The following is a 20,673-nucleotide window of genomic DNA, read 5'->3' as shown; positions in this document are numbered from 1 at the left end:
CATGTGCGGGACCAACATAAATGTCAGTCCCGCTGATTAATGCCCCGGTGATCGAAACCAACCACCGGGACCAGGTTTCTAAAGTTCCGGGCTATCGTCGATAACCGGCTTTTCCTTGTGCTGAACCTGGCGGCGCGAGAACGTGCCGACAATCACCATAAAGAACAGCGGCACGAAGAAAATTGCCAGAACCGTTGCGGCAATCATCCCGCCCATCACGCCAGTACCCACGGCAATACGGGCTGCTGCCCCGGCACCGCTACTGATCGCAAGGGGCAAAACACCCAGCGTAAACGCCATCGATGTCATAATGATCGGGCGCAAACGTTGCCGCGCCGCTTCCACTGTTGCATCAAGCAAATCCATCCCGTCTTCGTAAAGATCGCGGGCGAATTCAACAATCAGAATGGCGTTCTTTGCCGACAAGCCAATTGTGGTCAACAGGGCCACCTGGAAATACACGTCATCGGGCAAACCGCGCAGCAAAGCTGCCGCAACGGCACCCAAAACGCCCAGCGGCACCACCAGCATCACGGAAACCGGGATCGACCAGCTTTCGTAAAGGGCGGCAAGGCACAGGAACACAACAATAACCGACAAGGCATACAGTGCCGGCGCCTGGTCACCAGCCGCGCGTTCTTCATAGGACAGCCCCGTCCATTCCAGACCAATACCGGCTGGCAGCTTGGAAACCATATCGGCCATGGCATTCATCGCATCGCCAGAACTGACCCCCGGTGCCGCCTGCCCCTGAATATTAAGGGATGACAAACCGCTAAAGCGTTCCAGACGCGGCGAACCATAACCCCACGACGTGGTCGCAAATGCCGAAATCGGCACCATTTCGCCCTTGTCGTTACGGACATACCAGTTGTCCATATCCTTTGGCATCATGCGATATTTTGCATCAGCCTGAATATAAACCTTTTTAACCCGGCCTTTTTCCATGAAGTCGTTAACGTAGCTCGACCCCCAGGCAGTGGACAGGGTATCGTTGATATCGCCGATGGAAAGACCAAGTGCCTTGGCCTTTTCCTGGTCAATATTCACCTCGAATTGCGGCATGTCATCCAGACCGTTCGGACGAACGCCCTGAACTGCCGGGTTTTGGGCCGCCATGCCAAGCAACTGGTTACGCGCAGCAACCAGCGCATCGTGGCCAACAGCCCCGCGATCCACCAGCTGCATGTCAAAGCCGTTTGCCGTACCCAGCTCGACAATCGCCGGCGGGGTAAAGGCAAACACCATGCCTTCCTTGATCTGGGCAAAGAAGCCATAGGCCCGGCCAATGATCGCCTTGACCGCCTGTTGCGGCTCGGTACGTTGCGACCAGTCTTTCAGGCTGACGAAGGCGATACCGGCATTTTGCCCGCTACCGGCAAAACTGAAGCCCGCAACGGTAAAGATGCCATTCACATTTTCTTTTTCGTCATTCAGAAAATGGTCTTCGACCTTTTTCAGAACACCAATTGTGCGTTCCTGCGTGGCACCTGCGGGCAATTGCACCATCGAGAACATGATGCCCTGGTCTTCATCGGGCAAAAACGATGATGGCAATTGGGTAAACAGATAACCAAGACCACCGACCAGACCAACATAAACCACCAGATAGCGCCATTTGCGATTAACAACATGGCCAACACTGCTCTGGTAGAACGTATTGGTTTTGTCAAAACCGCGGTTAAACAGGCCAAACAGGCCCTTACGGCTATAAGGGTCGTGATGCGAGTTTTTAAGCAAGGTGGCGCAAAGGGCCGGTGTCAGAACAATAGCAACAACCACCGACAGCACCATTGCCGAGACAATCGTGATCGAGAACTGACGGTAAATTGCCCCGGTCGAACCGGAGAAGAAAGCCATCGGAATAAACACGGCCGACAGCACAAGGGCGATACCGATCAGGGCACCGGTGATCTGTTCCATTGATTTGCGAGTTGCATCACGCGGGGACAGACCGTCTTCAAACATCACACGTTCGACGTTTTCCACAACCACGATGGCGTCATCAACCAGAAGGCCGATGGCGAGAACCATGCCAAACATGGTCAAAGTGTTAATGGAATAGCCAAACGCCGCCAGCACGCCAAACGTCCCCAGCAACACCACCGGAACGGCGATGGTCGGGATAAGGGTGGCGCGCCAGTTTTGCAAAAACAGGAACATCACAAGGAAAACCAGTACGACGGCTTCAACCAGCGTATGGACAACTTCCTCGATCGAAATTTTAACAAACGGTGTCGTATCGTAAGGATAAACAACCTTCACACCGGCAGGCATGTAATCCTGCAACTCGACAACGCGGCTTTTTACCGCTTCTGCCGTATCAAGGGCGTTGGCACCAGTGGCAAGGTTGATACCAATACCAACAGAATCCTTGCCATTGTAACGGGCAACAACGTTATAGCTTTCCGCGCCGATTTCAACGCGGGCAACATCGCCAAGGCGAACCTGCGAACCATCGGTGTTCACGCGCAGCAAAATGTTGGAAAATTCTTCCGGCGTCTGCAGGCGGCTTTGGGCCGTAATGGTTGCGTTGATCTGTTGACCTTCGACGGCAGGTGCCCCGCCAATCTGACCGGCGGAAACTTCGGTATTCTGATCTTCAATTGCTTTGCGAACGTCAGAAACCGTTAAACCATAGCTGATCAGGCTATTTGGGTTCAGCCACACCCGCATGGCGTGCTGCGCACCAAACACCTGTACATCGCCAACGCCGTTTACACGCGAAATCGGGTCTTTGATGGTGTTGGAAACGAAATCGGCCAGGTCATAGGCACCAATTTTACCATCGGAGGACACAAACCCCACCACCATCAGGAACGACCCGCTGGATTTGGTAACATTAATGCCCTGTTGCTGCACCTGGCTTGGCAAAACAGACATTGCCGCCTGCAATTTGTTTTGCACCTGAACCTGGGCAATATCCGGGTCAGCTTCGGAGTTAAAAGTCAGGGTAATCTGCGCACGACCGGTTGAATCACTGGTCGAGGACATATAACGCAGATTATCAAGGCCGTTCATCTGCTGTTCGATCACCTGGGTGACCGTATTTTCAACAGTTTGTGCCGATGCCCCAGGATAAGTTGCCGATATCTTCACCGAAGGCGGCGCAATGGACGGGTACTGTTCGATCGGCAATTGCAGAATCGACAGCCCCCCCGCCAACATGATTACAAGGGCAATCACCCAGGCAAATACCGGGCGATCAATGAAAAACTTTGCCATCAGATACTATCCTTACCGGGATGCCGGCTGTGCATCGTCGCCCTTTGCCGCAACCGGTGTTACCGGTGCGCCGGGGCCAACGCGCTGCAAGCCATCGACAATGATGTGGTCTCCGGGGTTCAGTCCCTTTGTCACAACCCAGTCATCGCCCTTGGACTGCTCAATCGTCAGTGCCCTGGCTTCGACGGTATTGTCGGACTTGATGGTGAAGACATAGGCCGATCCGTCCGGGCGACGCATGACTGCACGCTGCGGCACCAGATAGGCATCTTCGAGTTCACCCTGGCCAACAAAGGCCCGAACAAACATACCGGGCAGCAAAATCTGTTCCGGGTTATCGAAAACAGCCCGCAAACGCACGGTGCCAGTGGTTTCATTCACTGTCACATCCGAAAACTGCAATTTGCCGACATGGGCATATTTGTCACCGGTTGAATCCAGAACAAGGCGAACATCAACGCCATCGTCGCCCGCCGTGCTTTTGATCCGGCCCGATGCAATCCCCTGATTGATCCGCATCAGACGACCACCCGCCTGGGTGACATCGACATAAATCGGGTCAAGCTGGGTAATCGTTGCCAGCGCCATCTCCTGGTTTGCCGTTACCAGCGCCCCTTCGGTGACCGTCGATGCGCCGATCTTGCCGGGGATCGGGGCTGTTACGGTGGTGTATTCCAGGTTAATGCGCGCCTGATCAATCTGGGCACGGGCCGATGCAACACTGGCCTTGCCTTGTGCTTCTGCGGCAACCGCATCATCACGGGCCTGTTCACTAACCGCCTGGGTCTTGATCAGCTTGTCATAACGCGCGCGGGTTTTGGTTGCCTGGTCCAGCGTTGCCTGCGCACGCGCCAGTTCAGCCTTTGCCGCATCCAGATTGGCCAGATAAACACTTTGGTCAATCTGATAAAGTTGCTGCCCCGCCTTCACGGTCGCACCTTCTGTGAAATTACGTTCCTTGATGATACCGTCCACCTGCGGGCGCACATCTGCCTTGCGTGATGCCACGGTACGGCCCGGCAATTCCGCAACCAGGTCAATTGTCTGAGGTTGCACCTCGACAAAATTTACCTGGGTTGCAGGTGCCTGCTGGGCCGCAGCATCGCCACCGCCCTTTTGTTCGTCGCATGCAGCAACAGAAATCACCATTGCCGCCAGACAGGCAGCTTTTAGACAAGAACGAACCGACAAAATTTTCTTCCTTCCAGTCCCGAAATGCAAAGCCGTTGAATCAGCATTGCCATTGCTTTAAATAATACTGTACTGTACAGTACATATTGTGCAGTGCCGAAGCAAGCCCCAAAAAGATAAGGCCCGTTAAAATCATGAGCGACAGTCTACAACCAGTTTCAAAACAGAATTCCCGTGGAGAAGCCCGGCGTCGGGCCATGATGGATGCCACATGGGAAATCCTGTCGACCAAAGGTTTTGCTGCTGTCACGTTAAACGATGTTATCTCGCGTTCCGGTGGTTCCCGCACCACCCTGTACGAAGCGTTTGGTGGCAAAGATGGTCTTATCGCATCGGTGGTGACCGAAAAGTGTCAGGAATTTTCCGAAATCCTGCAAACATCCCTTGTTTTAGACGCCCCCCCGCGCGACGCGCTGCTGAATTTCACAATCATCATGACCACCAAATGTCTGGACGAGGAATCCATCCGCCTCATGAGCTTTCTTCAGCAAGAGATGGATCAGTTCCCCGGCATCCGCGAAGCCTTTATGGAAAGCGGCCCCAAACTGGTTACGGAAGGTATTGTTTCCTTTTTTCGCCACCACAATAACATAGGTACATTGCACGTTCCCGACCCTGAATTTACCGCCAAAATGTTCCTGTCCATGATTCAGGGACAATGGCGCGATACTGTCATTGAACGGGTTCCACCATACATCCCGTCACAAGACGAAATCGTCAAAGCCGCCAACCAGCTGGTTGACTTGCTGTTCAACGGCATTTCCCCCCATCCGAAGTAAAACAGGCAAAGGCATCCCTGCGCAATTCGACATCAAAAAAAGTCTAGCACACCCGCATATATTGCAACGCAAAATTAAATTACAATTATCTGTCATCCCCGGCCCCCTGCCCGCTTTTCAAACTCATGCTCATCCCGTAAAGCCCCGATATGCAACCTGATACGCAAGGGGCACCTGCGCACTGAAATGCCGCGCGCCTGTATTTCTTTCCCAAAACCCGCCGACACATCATTTAATAACAGCTTGCCATCTTTTATGCCCGCGCGCGCGGGCCAAAAAATAACGCGTCGCCGCCAAAATAGGCCATCGTCACCAGTCTTTCGCGCAAGGTGTCATACATGCGTCGTCCGCGCGTCCTGTCGGGCAAAATCGGTCGTGTATGCCCGTCCTGTTGCACATCAAAACGCGACATTCCGATTTATGGGCTATGCCAGCATGCCTTTATGTCGCCAAACGCCATCATTCTGTTTAAAAAACCGGCGCGCCAGAAATAATAACATACGAGTTTTCACAACATCGTGACACGCCCCAAAAGCGGGACTGCCCCATCTTTACCAAAATCCTGCAATATCTTCGCATTCGTTCCTTCACGACCAGCGAGACGATATACATGAACAAGGCCGTTTTTCGATTTCGACCCGGCAGCAAAACACCCCGGTTAACGGCCTTTTTGTGCCTGACTGCCGCGATGCTTGCCATGCCCGGTATCGCCTCGGCCATGGATGTTGCCAAGGCCCGCCAGATTTTGCAAAAAATCATGGCGCAACATGATGTTACGGCAACTGAAACATCTGCCACCAGCGACAACGGCATTGCCCGTTTTCGTTACGATAATGTTCATGTGCCCCTGGGCGGATACGAAGGTGACCGCGACCTTGTAATAAACAATGTCGCGATCAACGTTAATGACGACAAAAACACCCCCCGTTATGTCAACATCGATTTCAATCTGCCTGAACAGGCCCGCATCAGCGCACAGGAAACCATTAATCAGCGGAACCTGACCATGCATAATGCGCGTGGCACAGTGACCTGGAACACACAAACGCAAAGCCCGGAGGGTTTTACCGGCCTTGCCAATTTCCTTGGCGCCGACGAACCGGTTTCGCGCCAGCACTGGTTGCTCAGCGATCTGAAAATTTCGTGGCTGCCGCGCAAGGTTGACCTTGCCTGGCGCGACGCAGAATGGACAGGCCCCAACCGCGAAAAAATGGGGGCGATGAAATCAGCCGAACTATCGCTGTATCCCGATAATGACGGCACCACCCGCCTTGACTATACCCATGACGGCATGTGGGTGCCCGGCCTGTTTCAGCCGCGCACGGTGCGCCTGTCGGGCCACGCCACCGGCATTCAATGGACAAAGGCCCGCCCGATATTGCAACAGGGCTTAACCGACCTTCTGTCAGGAATGCGCCCGGCACTGGTGCGCAACAACATTGCCAATGCCCTGTGGCACGAAGCCCTGAAAACCGGCAAACCGATTGATGTTGAAAACCTGTATGTCGAAAGCCGCAACCTTGAAGCTGCCGGAACAGGCCAGTTCATACCACAGGAAAAGGCCGCCTATGGCTTTAAGGGGTTACTGGACCTTGACCTGATCGGACGCGACCAGCTGGAATATCTTTTGGGAACCCCGAAAAGTCCCACCATCCTTGGCGCACTTTTCCCGCCCGCCGTCGACGGCCTGGCAGCAGGCAAACCCGGCAACCAGGGCACAAGCAAATATAAGCTGCAATTGCTGACCGATGGCCGCATCACGGTAAACGGCGTTACCGTAATGTCGCGGCCGGGCAGCTAGCATTTCAGCTGCTTTTACCAGATTAGCCTGCAACCTTTCTCAAAGCCTGCTCCCATTCGCAACAGCCGGGGGCAGGCTTTTATATTGCGCACAACCCGCAAGAAAACCACGCCCCGTGGCGGGGGCATCGCCCATCGTCGCACCAAACGCTTGCCATGCGCGGGTGCGAATCCACCTCGATCCCGGCGCATGCGCCCCTCTCTGCCTGCCCGCACGCAGCAAGGCCAACCCCGGGTGCGAAACGCTTTTCAGGGGCTGTTGCCGTGATATTTCTCACCAAATCCACGGCAACCCCATACACACCTGTCACATGCCATCTTGTAATTTTCTTTCGCAAATCATTAAAAAACAGTCGTGAACTTTCATTAATCTTGACACGCTCTTTCCCATTGCTCAAATTGGTCTGACGTCTGATGTCCGACGGCATACCAGATATGCCCGACAAGGATGCATAACCGACAAATCAGGGATCAAAGTGTGGCAGACATAACGGCAACCGGCTTTACGCCCATTGCATCATCGGGACGCCGCGATGCAATTTTGGAAGCGCTGACCGGCTTTATCGTTCAAACCAACTTGAAACCCGGCGACCGTCTGCCGCCGGAACGCGAATTAATGGCGGGCCTTCAGGTTGGCCGATCCAGCATCCGCGAGGCTATTGGCCATATGCAGGCCCTGGGCATTGTTGAAATTCGCCGTGGGTCCGGCACCTATCTGAAACGATCGGTCACGGAACAAACCGTTTACATGCCGCTTTCCATTGCCACCCAGCGCGACGGCCTGCTGCAAACGCTCGAAGTTCGCCGTGGGCTGGAATGCGAGGCCAGCGTTTTGGCCGCCAAACGTGCATCCCCCGAAGATATCGAGGAAATGCGCACAGCCCTAGACGCAATGGAGGCCGAACATTTACGCGAAGGCACGGCCGGCCAGGCCGACCTTGTGTTTCACCTGTCAATCTATAAGGCCGCAGGAAACCCGCTGTTTGAACAATTGCTGGGTCAAATGCGCGAAGCTTTTGAATCGTTCTTTTCCATCCCGTTTAATCGCCCCGATTTTGCCCGGGATTCGTTTGAATTTCACCGCATGCTGTTTGACGCCATCGAACGGCGCGACCCCGAAAGCGCCCGGCAGCATACCCTCGCCATCCTGGAAGTCGTTGAAAACGACATCGTGAGAATGTCCAATGAACACCAATAAGCCCCCCGTCGTTACGTCTTCCCCGTCAACTGTCGTTGCCTATGATCAAACCCATTTTGGCAATGCGGTTGTGCCGCCGATTTTTCAAAACTCGCTGTTTGTTTTTGAATCCTTCACCGACATGGCCGATACCTATGCCGGTAAAAAAGTCCGCCCCGTTTACAGTCGCGGCCTGAACCCGACGGTCCGCGCCTTTGAAGAAAAAATCGCCAAACTGGAAAAAACCGAAGACGCCCTTGGTTTTGGCAGTGGCATGGCCGCCATTTCGGCATCGGTTCTCTCGGTGGTAAAACCCGGCGACCGTATTGTCGCGGTCGAGCATATCTACCCTGATGCCTATCGTTTCTTTGAAATGATGCTCAAGGACCTTAACGTTACGGTCGATTATGTTGATGGCCGCGATCCCGACGCCGTGGACAAGGCCCTGCCCGGCGCAAAGCTGCTTTACCTTGAAAGCCCGACATCCTGGACATTCCATGTTCACGATATCGCCAAACTATGCGAAATCGCCCGCAAACACAGTGCGATTTCCATGATTGATAACAGCTGGGCTTCGCCGGTATTTCAGCAACCGGCAAAGCTGGGCTGCGATGTTGTTATTCATTCGGCATCAAAATATCTTGGCGGACATAGTGATGTGGTCGCCGGGGTTGTGGCATCGAACAACGAATTTATCGGTCGTTTGCGCGGGCAGATTTTGCCTTATCTGGGCAGTAAACTTTCGGCTTTTGATGCCTGGCTTTTGTTGCGCGGGTTGCGCACGCTTCCTGCCCGCATGCGCGAACATCAGCGCTCGGGCCTTGCCATTGCCCAAAAACTTGCCGACCACCCCGAGGTCGTTGCCGTTCATCACCCGACATTGGGCCGCAATCTGCCCGACGGCTTAACCGGCGCATCGGGACTGTTTTCGTTTGAATTTTCACCCCGTGTCAACATCCCGAATTTTTGCGATGCCCTGGGCATTTTCAAAATCGGGGTCAGTTGGGGCGGGCATGAAAGCCTGGTTGTGCCTGCACTGGTTTCGCGGGCACAGGTCGGCGGGCCAAATTCGGCACTGCGCTTTGGCGTGCCTGAAAACCTGGTTCGCCTGCATATCGGCCTTGAGGATGCAGAAGACCTTTGGTCGGATCTGTCTGCTGCCATCGATGCCGCCCTTTAAATAACAAAACGTCCATTAACAGGGGACTTCACATGAACTGGAAGACAACAATTCTGGCAGGTGCAGCTTCGCTTGCGCTGGCCAGCAATGCCTACGCCGATACCACCTTGAAGCTGGTCGAAGTCATCACCAGCCCGGACCGCACCGAAACCCTTAAAACGCTGGTCAAGGAATATGAAGATGCCAATCCCGGCGTGAATGTGGAGATCACTTCACTGCCCTGGGGACAGGCATTTGAAAAATTCGCCACCATGGTTTCGGCCGGTCAAACGCCCGATGTCGTCGAAATGCCCGATACCTGGCTAACGCTTTATGCCAATAACGGCGCACTTGAAAGCCTGGAACCTTACCTTAAGGGCTGGGATGCCACCGAAAACCTGAATTCACGCGCGCTTGAATTTGCCCGCTCGGCTGGCAACGAAGCCTATATGCTGCCTTACGGCTTCTATCTGCGTGCCATGTTCTATAACAAAAAGCTGTTCAAGGAAGCTGGTGTTACCGAAGTTCCCAAAACACTGGAAGATTTCCGCGAAGCCGCCAAAAAGGTTTCAGCCTTGCCGGGCAAATCGGGCTATTGCCTGCGCGGTGGCCCCGGTGGCCTGAACGGCTGGGTGATGTTTGGTGCGGCAGCGGCCGGCTCGAACGAATTTTTCACCAAGGACGGCGAAAGCACCTTTGATTCCGATGGCTGGGTTAAGGGTCTTAAATACCTGACCGACCTTTACAAAGACGGTCTGGCACCGAAAGACAGCCTGAACTGGGGCTTTAACGAAATTGTCGCCGGGTTCTATTCGGGTACCTGCGCCATGCTTGACCAGGACCCCGACGCCCTGATCGCCATTTCCAGCCGCATGAAAGCCGAGGATTTCGGCATTACCACCATGCCCAAAGGCCCGTCTGGCAAGGCATTCCCGACCATTGGCTATGCCGGTTGGTCGATGTTCAAATCCAGCGAGCATAAAGACGAAGCCTGGAAACTGATTTCGCATCTGGAAAGCAAGGATTCCAACCTGACCTGGAACAAGCGCATTGGCGCGTTGCCGATTTACAAAGGGGCTGAATCCGATCCGTTCTTTGCATCCGACCAGTTCAAAGGCTGGTTTGCCGAACTTTCGGACCCCGATGTCCATCCGACCGTGATGCCCACCCATCTTGAAGAATTTGCGTTCTTTAAAGATTCCCTGGTGATCCGCACCAGCCAGGAAGCCCTTCTGGGCCGCATCACCCCCGAAGAACTGGGCAAACAGTGGGCCGATTACCTGACCCCGGCCCAGCAGAAATGGATGGCGACAAACCCGTGACCAACATGACTGATGTCGGAAAACGTCCCGCCGCAAGGCGGGGCGTATTTTCCCGCAGGCTTTCCGGCATACTTGAACCCTATTATTATGTTTCGCCCGCCGTGGTGCTTATCATCGCGGTTATGCTGATGCCCCTTATTCTGGGCTTAAGCTATGCCTTTCGCGATATTCGTATTCTGAACCCGTTTAGCGGCGGTTTTGTTGGTCTGGCTCATTTTCAGGCCCTTATGCATGACAGCGCGTTTCTCGGCGCGCTGATCAATACCGCCTGGTGGACCTTTGGCTCGCTGGCGTTTCAGTTTACACTGGGGCTGGTTCTGGCATTGCTGCTTAATCGCCAGTTTGCAGGCCGCAGGCTGGTTCAGGCGCTGGTGTTTTTGCCCTGGGCCGTGCCAACCTTTCTGTCCGGGCTTAATTGGGCATGGATGTTTAACCCCGTTGTGGGTCCGCTGCCCCACTGGCTTACCAGCCTTGGCATTATGGATACGCCTTTTAACATTTTGTCGGATCCCGATCTGGCAATGTGGGGGCCGATCATTGCCAATATCTGGTTCGGTATTCCGTTTTTTGCCATCACCCTGCTGGCGGCCCTGCAATCCATTCCCGGTGAATTATACGAAGCCGCATCCATTGACGGTGCCACAACGCGCCAGCAATTTGTCAGCATCACCATACCGTTTTTGGCACCGACCATTGCCATCACATTGATGTTGCGCACCATCTGGATCGCCAATTTCGCCGATTTAATTGTGGTGATGACCAAAGGTGGCCCGGCTGACTCAACCCAGATCGTCGCCAGCTACATCTTCACCCAGGCTTTCCGCCGCCTTGATTTTGGTTACGCCTCGGCCATTGCGGCTGTGTTGCTTGTTTTGTTGCTGGCATATGCGCTGGGCGTTATTGCGCTGCGTCGCGCCATGACCCACGCCGACAGTTAACCCCAAAGGAATTCGGACATGTCAACGCCCGGAAAATTTCCGCTTCGCAAAACGATCTATTGGGGCGCGCATTATCTTATGATCGCGGCTTTCGTTGCCTTTGCGCTGTTTCCGCTTTACTGGCTGCTTAAGGTTTCGGTGACCCCCAACGACATTCTCTATACCGAAGGTGTGCGGATGTGGCCGTCACGCACAACGTGGGACAATTACACCTTTGTCCTGACGCAAAGCCATTTCCCCCATTACTTCATGAATTCAGTGATTGTTTCGGGCTGCACCGCCCTGTTTACCTGCATCATTGCCGCTATCACGGGCTATGCGTTTTCGCGTTTTCGCTTTAACGGCAAAATCATCATCGTCGCCCTGATGCTGATCACGCAGATGTTTCCGCTGGTGATGCTGATTGCGCCAATTTTCCGCATTCTGGCCCCGCTGGGCCTGACCGACAGCCTGACCGGGCTGATCATTGTTTACACCGCCTTTAACGTGCCCTTCGCCACCTTCCTGATGCAATCCTTCTTTGATGGCATCCCCAAGGATCTGGAAGAAGCCGCCATGATTGACGGTAACACCCGGTTTGAGGCCTTCCGCCGCATCATCCTGCCCCTCACCCTGCCTGGCATTGCCGCCACCCTTGGCTTTGTCTTTACCGCGGCATGGTCGGAACTGTTATTCGCCCTGATGCTGGTCAGCAGTGAATCGGCCTCTACCTTCCCAGTTGGCTTGCTGAGTTTTGTTTCAAAATTCGGTGTCGATTTCGGACAAATGATGGCCGCCGGTGTGCTGGCCCTGATCCCTGCCTGTGCCTTCTTCCTGCTGATCCAGCGTTATCTGGTTCAGGGGCTGACGGCTGGTGCCGTTAAAGGATAAACGAGGACAAAATGGCTTCAATTGAAATTACCAATGCCCGCAAAAGCTATGGCGCCGTCGATGTTCTGCACGGCATCAATCTTGATATTCAGGACGGGGAATTTATCGTGCTGGTTGGCCCGTCGGGCTGTGGCAAATCGACGCTGTTGCGCATGATTGCCGGGCTTGAGGAAATCACATCAGGCGATATCGCCATCGGGGGCAATGTTGTAAACGATTTGCAACCCAAAGACCGCGATATCGCCATGGTGTTTCAGTCCTATGCCCTTTACCCGCATATGACCGTTGCCGAAAACATGAGCTACGCGCTGACGCTTCGCAAAACCGCCAAGGAAAAAGTCAGTGCCGCGATTGATAATGTTGCCGGTATTCTGGGCCTCAATGCCCTGTTGCAACGCCGCCCCAAGGCCCTTTCGGGCGGGCAGCGCCAGCGGGTTGCCATGGGCCGGGCCATTGTGCGCCAGCCCCAGGCATTCCTGTTTGACGAACCGCTGTCAAACCTCGATGCCCGGCTGCGCGAACAAATGCGTACGGAAATTCGCAAACTGCACCGTCGCCTTGGCGCAACATCGGTTTATGTCACCCATGACCAGATCGAAGCCATGACCATGGCAGACCGCATTGTTGCCATGTATGACGGTATTGTCCAGCAGGTGGGAACGCCGCTTGAAATTTATGACCGCCCGGCAAACATCTTTGTTGCCTCCTTTATTGGCTCACCGGCAATGAATTTCCTGACGGGTACGTATCAGGCAACCGGTAACACAGCCGCCATGACACTTGATGACGGTACCGTTATCCCGGTGCTGGCAACCCCCAATGCCAGCAACGGCCAAAAAGTTACCCTTGGTGCGCGGCCAGAACATATCGACATTGTTGAAAACGGCAGTGTGCCATCGGTTACCGCCAATGTGGACCTGATCGAACCCATGGGGCTGTCAACACTGGTTCATGTAACCCTGGCGGGCAAACCGGTTAAAATCTTCACCCTTGCCCGGCCCGACCTTGCCATCGACAGCACCGTTCAAATCGCCTTTAACATGGATAAAACCCACCTTTTTGACAGCGAAAGCGAACTGCGCCTGCCCCCGGCAAGCGAACCGCATTCAAGCCAACCGGCCTGATCTGCCCGGTCCCATGTCAATTTATCGACATGTTTTCGTTAAAGGCCGCCAGCATGAATGCTGCGGCCTTTAACTTTTTTGGAACATGCATAAGGGGCTAAAATCTGTCTGGATCATTCCCATATATAGCAAATACAAACAGATCACCTGTTTGCTGTCTTGCTTCTATTGGACGACACCGGGGAAATACCACCATGAATCTGCTGGGCAAAATCAAGCTTTTTTCAGCCTTGCTGATCCTCTCGACAACGTCCGTGCGGGCCATGCCATCGCTGGTCATCGCCACCAATGAATATCCGCCCTATATCCTGCCCGATGCAAAAAACAGTTTTATTCCCGAACTGTTTGCCGAAATTGGCAAAGAAATGGGTGTGCATTTTGATTTTCAATATTTCCCCTGGAAACGGGGCGAGCAGGAAGTCGCCAATGCCAATATATGGGCCACCCTTCCCTACCGCAAAACTGCGACACGCGAACAATCATTTCTGTTTTCCGATCCGGTCTATGTCGCAGATTCACATTTTTTTGCCTATCGCAAAGACGGCAGCAAACCCGACATTCCGTTTGAAAAACTGACCGATCTTCTTCCTTATAAAATTGGCGGAATTCAGGGCTATTATTATGAACCATGGTTCGAAAAAGCCGGGCTGGATGTTCAATATGCCCTGTCCGAGGAACAAAACTTCAAACGCTTGAAAATCGGCCGTATTGACCTGTTTTCAACGGCCACCACTGTTGGCTGGTATATTATTGAACAGCTGTTCCCCCCCGAAGAAGTCGCGAAATTCTATACCCTGAAAAAACCGCTGGTGGCCGGTGAAGGCCTGTTTCTTATGACGTCAAAAAACTATCCCGATACCGCAACCTTGCTGACCCGTTTTAACACAGCCCTGGCAACGGTTAAAATGAACGGCACATATGCCCGGCTGGTCAATAAATATGGTCTGGTCATGACCAATTAACGCAAAACCTTGCCCATTTTCGGCAACGATTCCATGGCCCTTGCCAATCTTGCAATTTTATACGAAAAATTGGGGAAACCTTGCTTCCTGGTGCGCAATTATACCTGCCTTTTAGCCCAACCAAACAACATTTCACCTTTTTGGCGCAATAAAAAAAGCGCACAGCGACAAGGACAGCAAAGCTGTGCTATCTGGTTAACAGCGTTGTAATGCCTGCATTTAACCAGAATTGGCAGGCACATTATGTTTGGAAGCGCCCATATTGCTTTACGGGATCGGCAGCCGATCTGAACCATCAGGAAAATCAAATGCGTACTGTTTATGTCAACGGCCAGTATGTGCCGGAAAATGAAGCAACCGTTTCAATCTTTGATCGCGCCTTTCTATTCGCCGATGCCGTTTACGAGGTAACATCGGTTCTCGACGGCAAGCTGATCGATTTTCACGGCCACATGACCCGCCTTGAACGCTCGTTAAAAGAACTCGGTATTAACTTTACCGTCGATAGCGATGCCCTGCTGGCCATCCACCGCGACCTGATCAGCAAAAACGACATCACCGAAGGCCTGATTTATTTGCAGGTTTCGCGCGGTGCTGCCGCAGATCGCGATTTCATGTTCCCGTCAGACGACGTCAAACCGGGCCTTGTTCTGTTTACCCAGGCCAAATCGCTCATCAAAAGTGCCGCTGCCGAACGCGGCCTGAAAATCGCCAGCTTCCCCGACCAGCGCTGGCGCCGGTGCGATATTAAAACCGTTCAGCTGCTTTATTCGTCGCTGGTTAAAAACGAAGCGGCCAAAAAAGGCGCCGATGATGCCTGGCTGGTGCTGGATGGCAAAGTAACCGAAGGCTCGTCGAACAATGCCTATATCGTGGATGAAAACAACACCATCATCACACGTGAATTGTCCAACGACATTCTGCATGGCATCACCCGCAAGGCCATTTTGCAATGTGCCGCCGAACTTGACCTGAAAGTCGAAGAACGCGCCTTTACCATCGCCGAAGCCCAAAAGGCAAAAGAAGCCTTCATCACCTCGGCATCATCCTTTGTGTATCCGGTGGTCGAGATCGACGGCGTCGCCATTACCGATGGCAAACCTGGCCCCATCGCCAAGCGCCTGCGCGAAATTTATATCGATGCAAACCGCGCGGCTGCCATCTGATCCTCATAAGCCTTTGGCAAAAACAACGAACGCCGCCCGAAAAACCGGGCGGCGTTCGTGTTTCACACCAGAACCAATATGTCCTACCAGCAAAAATCGCCCATGGCATAGGTTACATGGCGACCGGTCACTTCAAGTAACTGGTCCAGCCGTGCCTTTTCGGGCAAAGTACCCCGTGGGGCATCAAGTTCCTCGGCATGGATCCCACCGGTGACAAAAGCAATATCAAGCCCCGCTGCATTAGACCCGGCAACATCGGTTGACAGGGAATCCCCCACCACCAGCAACCGTGCATCCGGCCCCATATCAAACGCCTGCAGGCAAAAATCATAGGCACTGGCAAGGGGTTTGCCTTCCCAGCGCACATTGCCCCCCAGTTCTTCATAGCGCCCGGCAATGGCACCTGCGCAAATAATGCGTTCCCCGCCGCGTATCACTTCACGGTCCGGGTTCGGGCACAACATGGGCAATTCCCGTGACAGTGCCAAATGCAACATATCTTCATAATTCGAAACCGCATCATGGTCGTCATCGGGTCCGGTAACCAGTATCCAGTCAGCATCTTCAAGGGTTTCAACAACTTCAACGTCCTGTTCCTCGAACATTGAATGATCGCGCACCGGCCCCACCCGAAACACCTTGCGCCCCAGCTTGCCATACCATTCATCATGCCGGTCGCGCAGCTGATGATAGGCAATTTCCCCCGATGCCACCGCAGGGCCATAAAGCGCGCGGTCAATGCCCATATCTTCCATACGTGCAATCACCACACTGGAACGGCGCGGCGCATTGGACAACAACGCAACCGGAATACCGGCCTCTTTTAACGCCGTCATCGCCGCAATTGAGCTGGGATAAGGCGTAACACCATCATGCACCACCCCCCACAAATCCAGAATAACGGCATCATAATTGCCGATCACCTCGGACAAGCCATTGATCATGTGATACGGGGTTTGCGGCATCGGGTTCTCCTGCATGGAACAAACATCAGACGGGCCGAAAAATGCCCGCGTCAAAATCAGGGAAGCTAAAACAGATTAATCCTGTTTGGGCGTGTTTGGTGCTTTTTCCCCGACATCGGGTTTCACCACCGGGGACGCATCTGGGGTTATATCCGGGGTTACATCCGGGTTCTGCCCTGCCTCGATATCCGAGGAAATGCCTGTTGCCTTCACAACCTCGTCAATCGCGGCATGTTTGCCGCTGATTTCCGGGAAAGCGGCCCCAACAGCATCCCCAACCGATGCAAATCCATCCTGTCGCAATCGCTTTTCAAGGTCTTCCTTAATTTCCTGCGCCAGCCCCGGCCCGTGATAAACCAGTGCTGAATAAAGCTGCACCAATGATGCACCATTCAGGATTTTTTCATAGGCATCCTTGCCCGATGTCACCCCGCCAACGCCGATCAAGGGCACCTGGCCCTTGGTCAGCAGGTAAAAATCGGCAAGCACCTTGGTCGATGGCGCCATCAATGGCGGGCCGGACAACCCGCCCGCTTCGCCCTGCTCATAGCTGTTAAGGCCGACCGGGCGATCAATCGTGGTATTTGAAACAATCATGCCGTCAATTTTCAAATCCAGCACAACAGCAGCAATATCTGCCTTGTCATCCTCGGTCAGGTCCGGGGCCACTTTCAACAAAACCGGCACCCCCGGTGCCGCCTCGTCTCGCGCCACCAGCACGGCAGACAATAACGCCGCCAGCGGTTCACGCCCCTGCAACGCTCGCAGGCCCGGCGTATTGGGTGACGATACATTCACCACCAGGTAATCGGCATACCGGCCCAATGCCCGAACACCCTTGGCATAATCATCGACGGCATCGGCGGCATATTTGTTTTTGCCCAGATTGGCCCCCAAAATGCCCCGCCGCGCGCGTTTGCGCAGGCGCGTCGCCACCACTGCCGACCCGTCATTATTAAACCCCATCCGGTTAATAACGGCACGGTCGGAATACAAACGGATCAAACGGGGTTTGCGGTTACCCGACTGGGGTTCCGGCGTGACAGAACCGATTTCGACAAACCCGAAACCCTGATCAAGCATCGCGTTGGGAACTTCGGCATTTTTATCAAATCCTGCGGCAAGACCAATCGGATTGGCAAATTTGCGCCCGAAAACCTCGCATTCCAGGACAGGGGTAGCATCGCGCGCACCATCCGGTTTTGGCACCAGATTATGCTTTAACGCCCACAGGGCCATACCATGCGCGCATTCCGGATCAATCCAGCGCACCACCGGTAAAACAAAAGTTTTATACCACCCCACCCGTCAGGCTCCATCCATCTGTTTGTCCTTGTCCCTTTTCTTACGCGGGCGAACACGCCGGGGCAAGTCATGTCTCGCCATTATCCTTATCTTCCTGCCTGCAACACGGCTCAACCTTGCGAAACGCGCGCTTCCTTTTCAATTCGCGCGTCATAGGCGGCACGGGCCTGTTCCACTGTGTCCATGTTATCAATGGTCCATTTATACAGCGCCTTGAACGGCTCCTTTAACTGGCGACCAAGTGTTGTCACTTCATACTGGACGGCCACCGGCGAACTGGCGATCACTTGTCGTTCCACCAGCCCGTTGCGCTCCAGGCGGCGCAAAGTCTGGGTCAGGGCCTTTTGTGTAATTCCTTCAAGCTGGCGACGAATGGCATTAAAGCGCATCGGGCCACCATCCAGAACAGTCAGAACCATCATCGACCATTTGTCCGCGATCTGGTCAAACAGCTTCCGGCTGGGGCAGTCAACATGGAAGCGCTGCGGGTTACACATTCCATTATAATCGTCCATATGGTTTCCTCGAATATACCTGGTTGTGTTTAGGTGCCTGATTGACAGTAAGTATATTTTTTATATCTAAACAGCAATTCACTTTTTCAAAGGAAAACCGATGACTTCCAGCGACGTTCTCTTCAAACCCTTCAAAATCAAATCTCTGGAGCTTGCCAACCGCATTGTCATGGCCCCCATGACCCGTTCCAAGGCACCGGCAGGCATTCCTGGCGAGGCAAATGCCGCCTATTACAAACGCCGCGCGCAAGGTGACGTTGGCCTGATCCTGTCCGAAGGCACCGTGATTGACCGCCCGGCATCACGCAATGAAGGCAACATTCCCTTTTTTCACGGCGATGCTGCCCTTGCCGGCTGGAAAGGCGTCATCGATGCCGTCCACGAGGCCGGAGGCAAAATGGGTCCGCAAATCTGGCATACAGGGTCTGTCACCAGCTTCCTGAGCGACTGGCTGCCCGATGTCCCGGTTGAAAGCCCATCCGGCCTTGAAGCCCCGGATAAACCCCGTGGCAATGCCATGAGCGACGAAGACATTGCCGACACCATCGCCGCCTTTGCCAAAGCCGCCGCCGATGCCAAACACCTGGGTTTTGACGTTGCCGAAATTCATGGCGCACATGGCTATCTGATTGACCAGTTCTTCTGGGATGGCACCAACCACCGGGCTGACAAATACGGCGGCAAAACCATTGCCGAACGATCCCGCTTTGCCGTTGAAACCGTTGCCGCCGTGCGCAAGGCCGTTGGCCCCGACTTCCCGATCATCATCCGTCTGTCACAATGGAAGCAGCAGGATTACACCGCTCGTCTTGCCACCAGCCCGGCTGAAATGGAAAGCTGGCTGGCACCAATGGCCGATGCCGGTGTCGATATTTTCCATTGCTCTCAGCGCCGTTTCTGGGAACCGGAATTCCCCGAAATTGATGGCGAAAACGGCCTTAACTTTGCCGGTTGGGCCAAAAAAATTACCGGTGCCGCCACCATCAGCGTTGGGTCTGTTGGCCTTTCGGGCGATTTCATCGGTTCGTTTTCCGGTGAAGCGGTCAGCAATGCGGGCATTGAAAAACTGCTAACCCGCATGGAACGTGATGAATTTGACCTGATCGCAGTTGGCCGTGCCCTGCTAAGCGACCCGCATTGGGCCTCCAAAATCCGCACCGAGAAATGGGATGAAATTTCAACCTTCACCCCCAATTCCCTGGGCGAACTGGTTTAACCCCGGCCCAAATATCTGACTATCACGGCAACAGGGCCGGTTTTTCCGCCCTGTTGCCGATGCCATAAAACTGTTAGCGTTGTTCAGGTAAAATATTGATATTTTCCAACCTGAAACCGGGCCGGGACCACGATGACCGACGAAGAAATTATCCGTCTGCGTCACCAGATCAAGCAACTGCCGACGGGAAATTTTCACTTTCCCGAAATTTACGGCCCGGACTGGGACACCCTCTATATCGGTGACAAGGTAAAACGCGGCCACGCTTTTATGAATGCCGTTCGGGCCGGAAAATTTCCCGGCATTATCGATACCGGCACAAAAAAAGGCGGCGGTCGGGTCTATCAAAAAATAGAAAAACCCTAACTCCGCCACCTTCAAAAAGATGTGATAGTCGCCTAACGCAAATCTTCCGGCAAAATGTGAACGCCGTTCTCATCAAGGCGCACATCATCTACCCGAAAAACATCCTGCACCGACAAACGCGCATAAAGATGCGGAAACAGCGTGCCGCCGCGCGCCGGTTCCCATTTGATATTCTGCGCAATGGGTGCCACGGGCACATGCAACAGTTTCAAATGATCCCGCCCGGCATAATGCAGCGCCAGCGTCGCCGCCAGCGTGTCATGGGTTGAAAAATGAATAAAGCCATCGGCCACATCATGTGGCGCGCCCAGATACTCGCCATGCGACAGGGCTTCCGCCCATTCATCGCTGCCAAGAACCCGATAAATAATCTGTTCGTTCATGGTCCGGACTTTACGGCAACTACGTAGATCGGGCAACAGGAAGAAACTCGGACAATTTACAAAAACATCAGGCGAGCGGAACTTCGCCCGCGCCCGCAATGGAGAAAAATAATACATCCTTAAAATCAGCCTCTTAAAAAAAGAGCTAATTCATCAAATCCCATTTACGCTGCTCATACGAACAGACAAAACTAGGCTCAGGACTCATTA

The 20,673-nt window shown here is 53.8% G+C and carries 19 protein-coding genes; 12 read left to right on the top strand and 7 right to left on the bottom strand.

Annotated features, from left to right (window positions below; translation table 11 throughout):
* Window positions 1-78: 78 nt before the first annotated feature.
* Both THS27_RS06875 and THS27_RS06870 read right to left on the bottom strand, forming a co-directional pair.
* Complete coding sequence (locus THS27_RS06875) at window positions 79-3,225, bottom strand: efflux RND transporter permease subunit (protein WP_085589230.1); 3,147 nt, start codon at window positions 3,223-3,225, stop codon at window positions 79-81.
* A 12-nt stretch (window positions 3,226-3,237) separates the two neighbouring features.
* The gene (locus tag THS27_RS06870) at window positions 3,238-4,416 is read right to left on the bottom strand and encodes an efflux RND transporter periplasmic adaptor subunit (protein WP_246832873.1); all 1,179 of its coding nucleotides are present in this window, start codon (window positions 4,414-4,416) and stop codon (window positions 3,238-3,240) included.
* Between the two features lie 134 nt (window positions 4,417-4,550).
* Here THS27_RS06870 and THS27_RS06865 point away from each other — a divergent pair, with 134 nt between their 5' ends.
* Window positions 4,551-5,195, top strand: coding sequence for a TetR/AcrR family transcriptional regulator (locus THS27_RS06865; RefSeq protein ID WP_085589228.1), 645 nt, complete (start codon window positions 4,551-4,553; stop codon window positions 5,193-5,195).
* A gap of 253 nt (window positions 5,196-5,448) precedes the next feature.
* Here the strand turns inward: THS27_RS06865 and THS27_RS26875 are convergent, their stop codons facing one another.
* Window positions 5,449-5,607, bottom strand: a complete 159-nt coding sequence (locus THS27_RS26875; RefSeq protein ID WP_168184839.1) for a hypothetical protein — start codon at window positions 5,605-5,607, stop codon at window positions 5,449-5,451.
* A 198-nt stretch (window positions 5,608-5,805) separates the two neighbouring features.
* Between THS27_RS26875 and THS27_RS06860 the strand changes: the two genes are divergently transcribed.
* The 9 genes from THS27_RS06860 to THS27_RS06820 all read left to right on the top strand — a co-directional run bounded on the left by THS27_RS06860 (window position 5,806) and on the right by THS27_RS06820 (window position 15,713).
* Window positions 5,806-6,996, top strand: a complete 1,191-nt coding sequence (locus THS27_RS06860; RefSeq protein WP_085589226.1) for a hypothetical protein — start codon at window positions 5,806-5,808, stop codon at window positions 6,994-6,996.
* Window positions 6,997-7,473: 477 nt separating this feature from the next.
* The gene (locus THS27_RS06855) at window positions 7,474-8,193 is read left to right on the top strand and encodes a FadR/GntR family transcriptional regulator (protein WP_210402847.1); all 720 of its coding nucleotides are present in this window, start codon (window positions 7,474-7,476) and stop codon (window positions 8,191-8,193) included.
* A complete protein-coding gene (locus THS27_RS06850) occupies window positions 8,180-9,352 on the top strand; it encodes an aminotransferase class I/II-fold pyridoxal phosphate-dependent enzyme (RefSeq protein ID WP_085589222.1) in 1,173 nt (390 codons plus the stop codon). The genes THS27_RS06855 and THS27_RS06850 overlap by 14 nt, the downstream gene beginning before the upstream one ends.
* A 32-nt stretch (window positions 9,353-9,384) precedes the next feature.
* Window positions 9,385-10,653, top strand: a complete 1,269-nt coding sequence (locus THS27_RS06845; RefSeq protein ID WP_085589220.1) for a sugar ABC transporter substrate-binding protein — start codon at window positions 9,385-9,387, stop codon at window positions 10,651-10,653.
* Window positions 10,654-10,658: 5 nt separating this feature from the next.
* A complete protein-coding gene (locus THS27_RS06840) occupies window positions 10,659-11,591 on the top strand; it encodes a carbohydrate ABC transporter permease (protein WP_085589500.1) in 933 nt (310 codons plus the stop codon).
* Window positions 11,592-11,609: 18 nt separating this feature from the next.
* Window positions 11,610-12,461, top strand: a complete 852-nt coding sequence (locus THS27_RS06835; RefSeq protein ID WP_085589218.1) for a carbohydrate ABC transporter permease — start codon at window positions 11,610-11,612, stop codon at window positions 12,459-12,461.
* An 11-nt stretch (window positions 12,462-12,472) separates the two neighbouring features.
* Window positions 12,473-13,585, top strand: coding sequence for an ABC transporter ATP-binding protein (locus THS27_RS06830; RefSeq protein ID WP_085589216.1), 1,113 nt, complete (start codon window positions 12,473-12,475; stop codon window positions 13,583-13,585).
* A 194-nt stretch (window positions 13,586-13,779) separates the two neighbouring features.
* Entirely contained in the window at window positions 13,780-14,547 is a 768-nt protein-coding gene (locus tag THS27_RS06825) for an ABC transporter substrate-binding protein (RefSeq protein WP_085589214.1), read from the top strand.
* Window positions 14,548-14,855: 308 nt separating this feature from the next.
* On the top strand, window positions 14,856-15,713 hold the full coding sequence (locus THS27_RS06820; protein WP_085589498.1) for a D-amino-acid transaminase: 858 nt from the start codon (window positions 14,856-14,858) through the stop codon (window positions 15,711-15,713).
* An 83-nt stretch (window positions 15,714-15,796) separates the two neighbouring features.
* Here the strand turns inward: THS27_RS06820 and THS27_RS06815 are convergent, their stop codons facing one another.
* The 3 genes from THS27_RS06815 to THS27_RS06805 form a co-directional block, all read right to left on the bottom strand.
* Complete coding sequence (locus tag THS27_RS06815; RefSeq protein ID WP_085589213.1) at window positions 15,797-16,678, bottom strand: TIGR01459 family HAD-type hydrolase; 882 nt, start codon at window positions 16,676-16,678, stop codon at window positions 15,797-15,799.
* A 75-nt stretch (window positions 16,679-16,753) separates the two neighbouring features.
* Window positions 16,754-17,983 (bottom strand): quinone-dependent dihydroorotate dehydrogenase, encoded by a 1,230-nt coding sequence (locus THS27_RS06810; protein WP_085589211.1) that lies wholly within the window; start codon window positions 17,981-17,983, stop codon window positions 16,754-16,756.
* 110 nt (window positions 17,984-18,093) lie between these two features.
* Window positions 18,094-18,498, bottom strand: a complete 405-nt coding sequence (locus THS27_RS06805) for a helix-turn-helix domain-containing protein (RefSeq protein ID WP_246832872.1) — start codon at window positions 18,496-18,498, stop codon at window positions 18,094-18,096.
* 100 nt (window positions 18,499-18,598) lie between these two features.
* On the opposite strand from THS27_RS06805, the gene THS27_RS06800 reads away from it, so the two are divergent.
* Both THS27_RS06800 and THS27_RS06795 read left to right on the top strand, forming a co-directional pair.
* The gene (locus THS27_RS06800) at window positions 18,599-19,714 is read left to right on the top strand and encodes an NADH:flavin oxidoreductase (protein WP_085589209.1); all 1,116 of its coding nucleotides are present in this window, start codon (window positions 18,599-18,601) and stop codon (window positions 19,712-19,714) included.
* 132 nt (window positions 19,715-19,846) lie between these two features.
* Window positions 19,847-20,080: a DUF1413 domain-containing protein gene (locus THS27_RS06795; protein ID WP_085589208.1), complete on the top strand. Its 234-nt coding sequence runs from the start codon at window positions 19,847-19,849 to the stop codon at window positions 20,078-20,080.
* Window positions 20,081-20,112: 32 nt separating this feature from the next.
* Here THS27_RS06795 and THS27_RS06790 read toward each other — a convergent pair whose 3' ends face one another.
* Window positions 20,113-20,463, bottom strand: coding sequence for a DUF952 domain-containing protein (locus tag THS27_RS06790; protein WP_085589206.1), 351 nt, complete (start codon window positions 20,461-20,463; stop codon window positions 20,113-20,115).
* Between the last annotated feature and the right edge of the window lie 210 nt (window positions 20,464-20,673).

Origin of the sequence: Thalassospira sp. MCCC 1A01428 (assembly GCF_002115825.1) — a bacterium.
Classification (GTDB): Bacteria; Pseudomonadota; Alphaproteobacteria; order Rhodospirillales; family Thalassospiraceae; genus Thalassospira.
The sequence above is the reverse complement of the archived record's forward strand: the minus strand, read 5'-3'. Positions and strand labels throughout refer to the sequence as shown.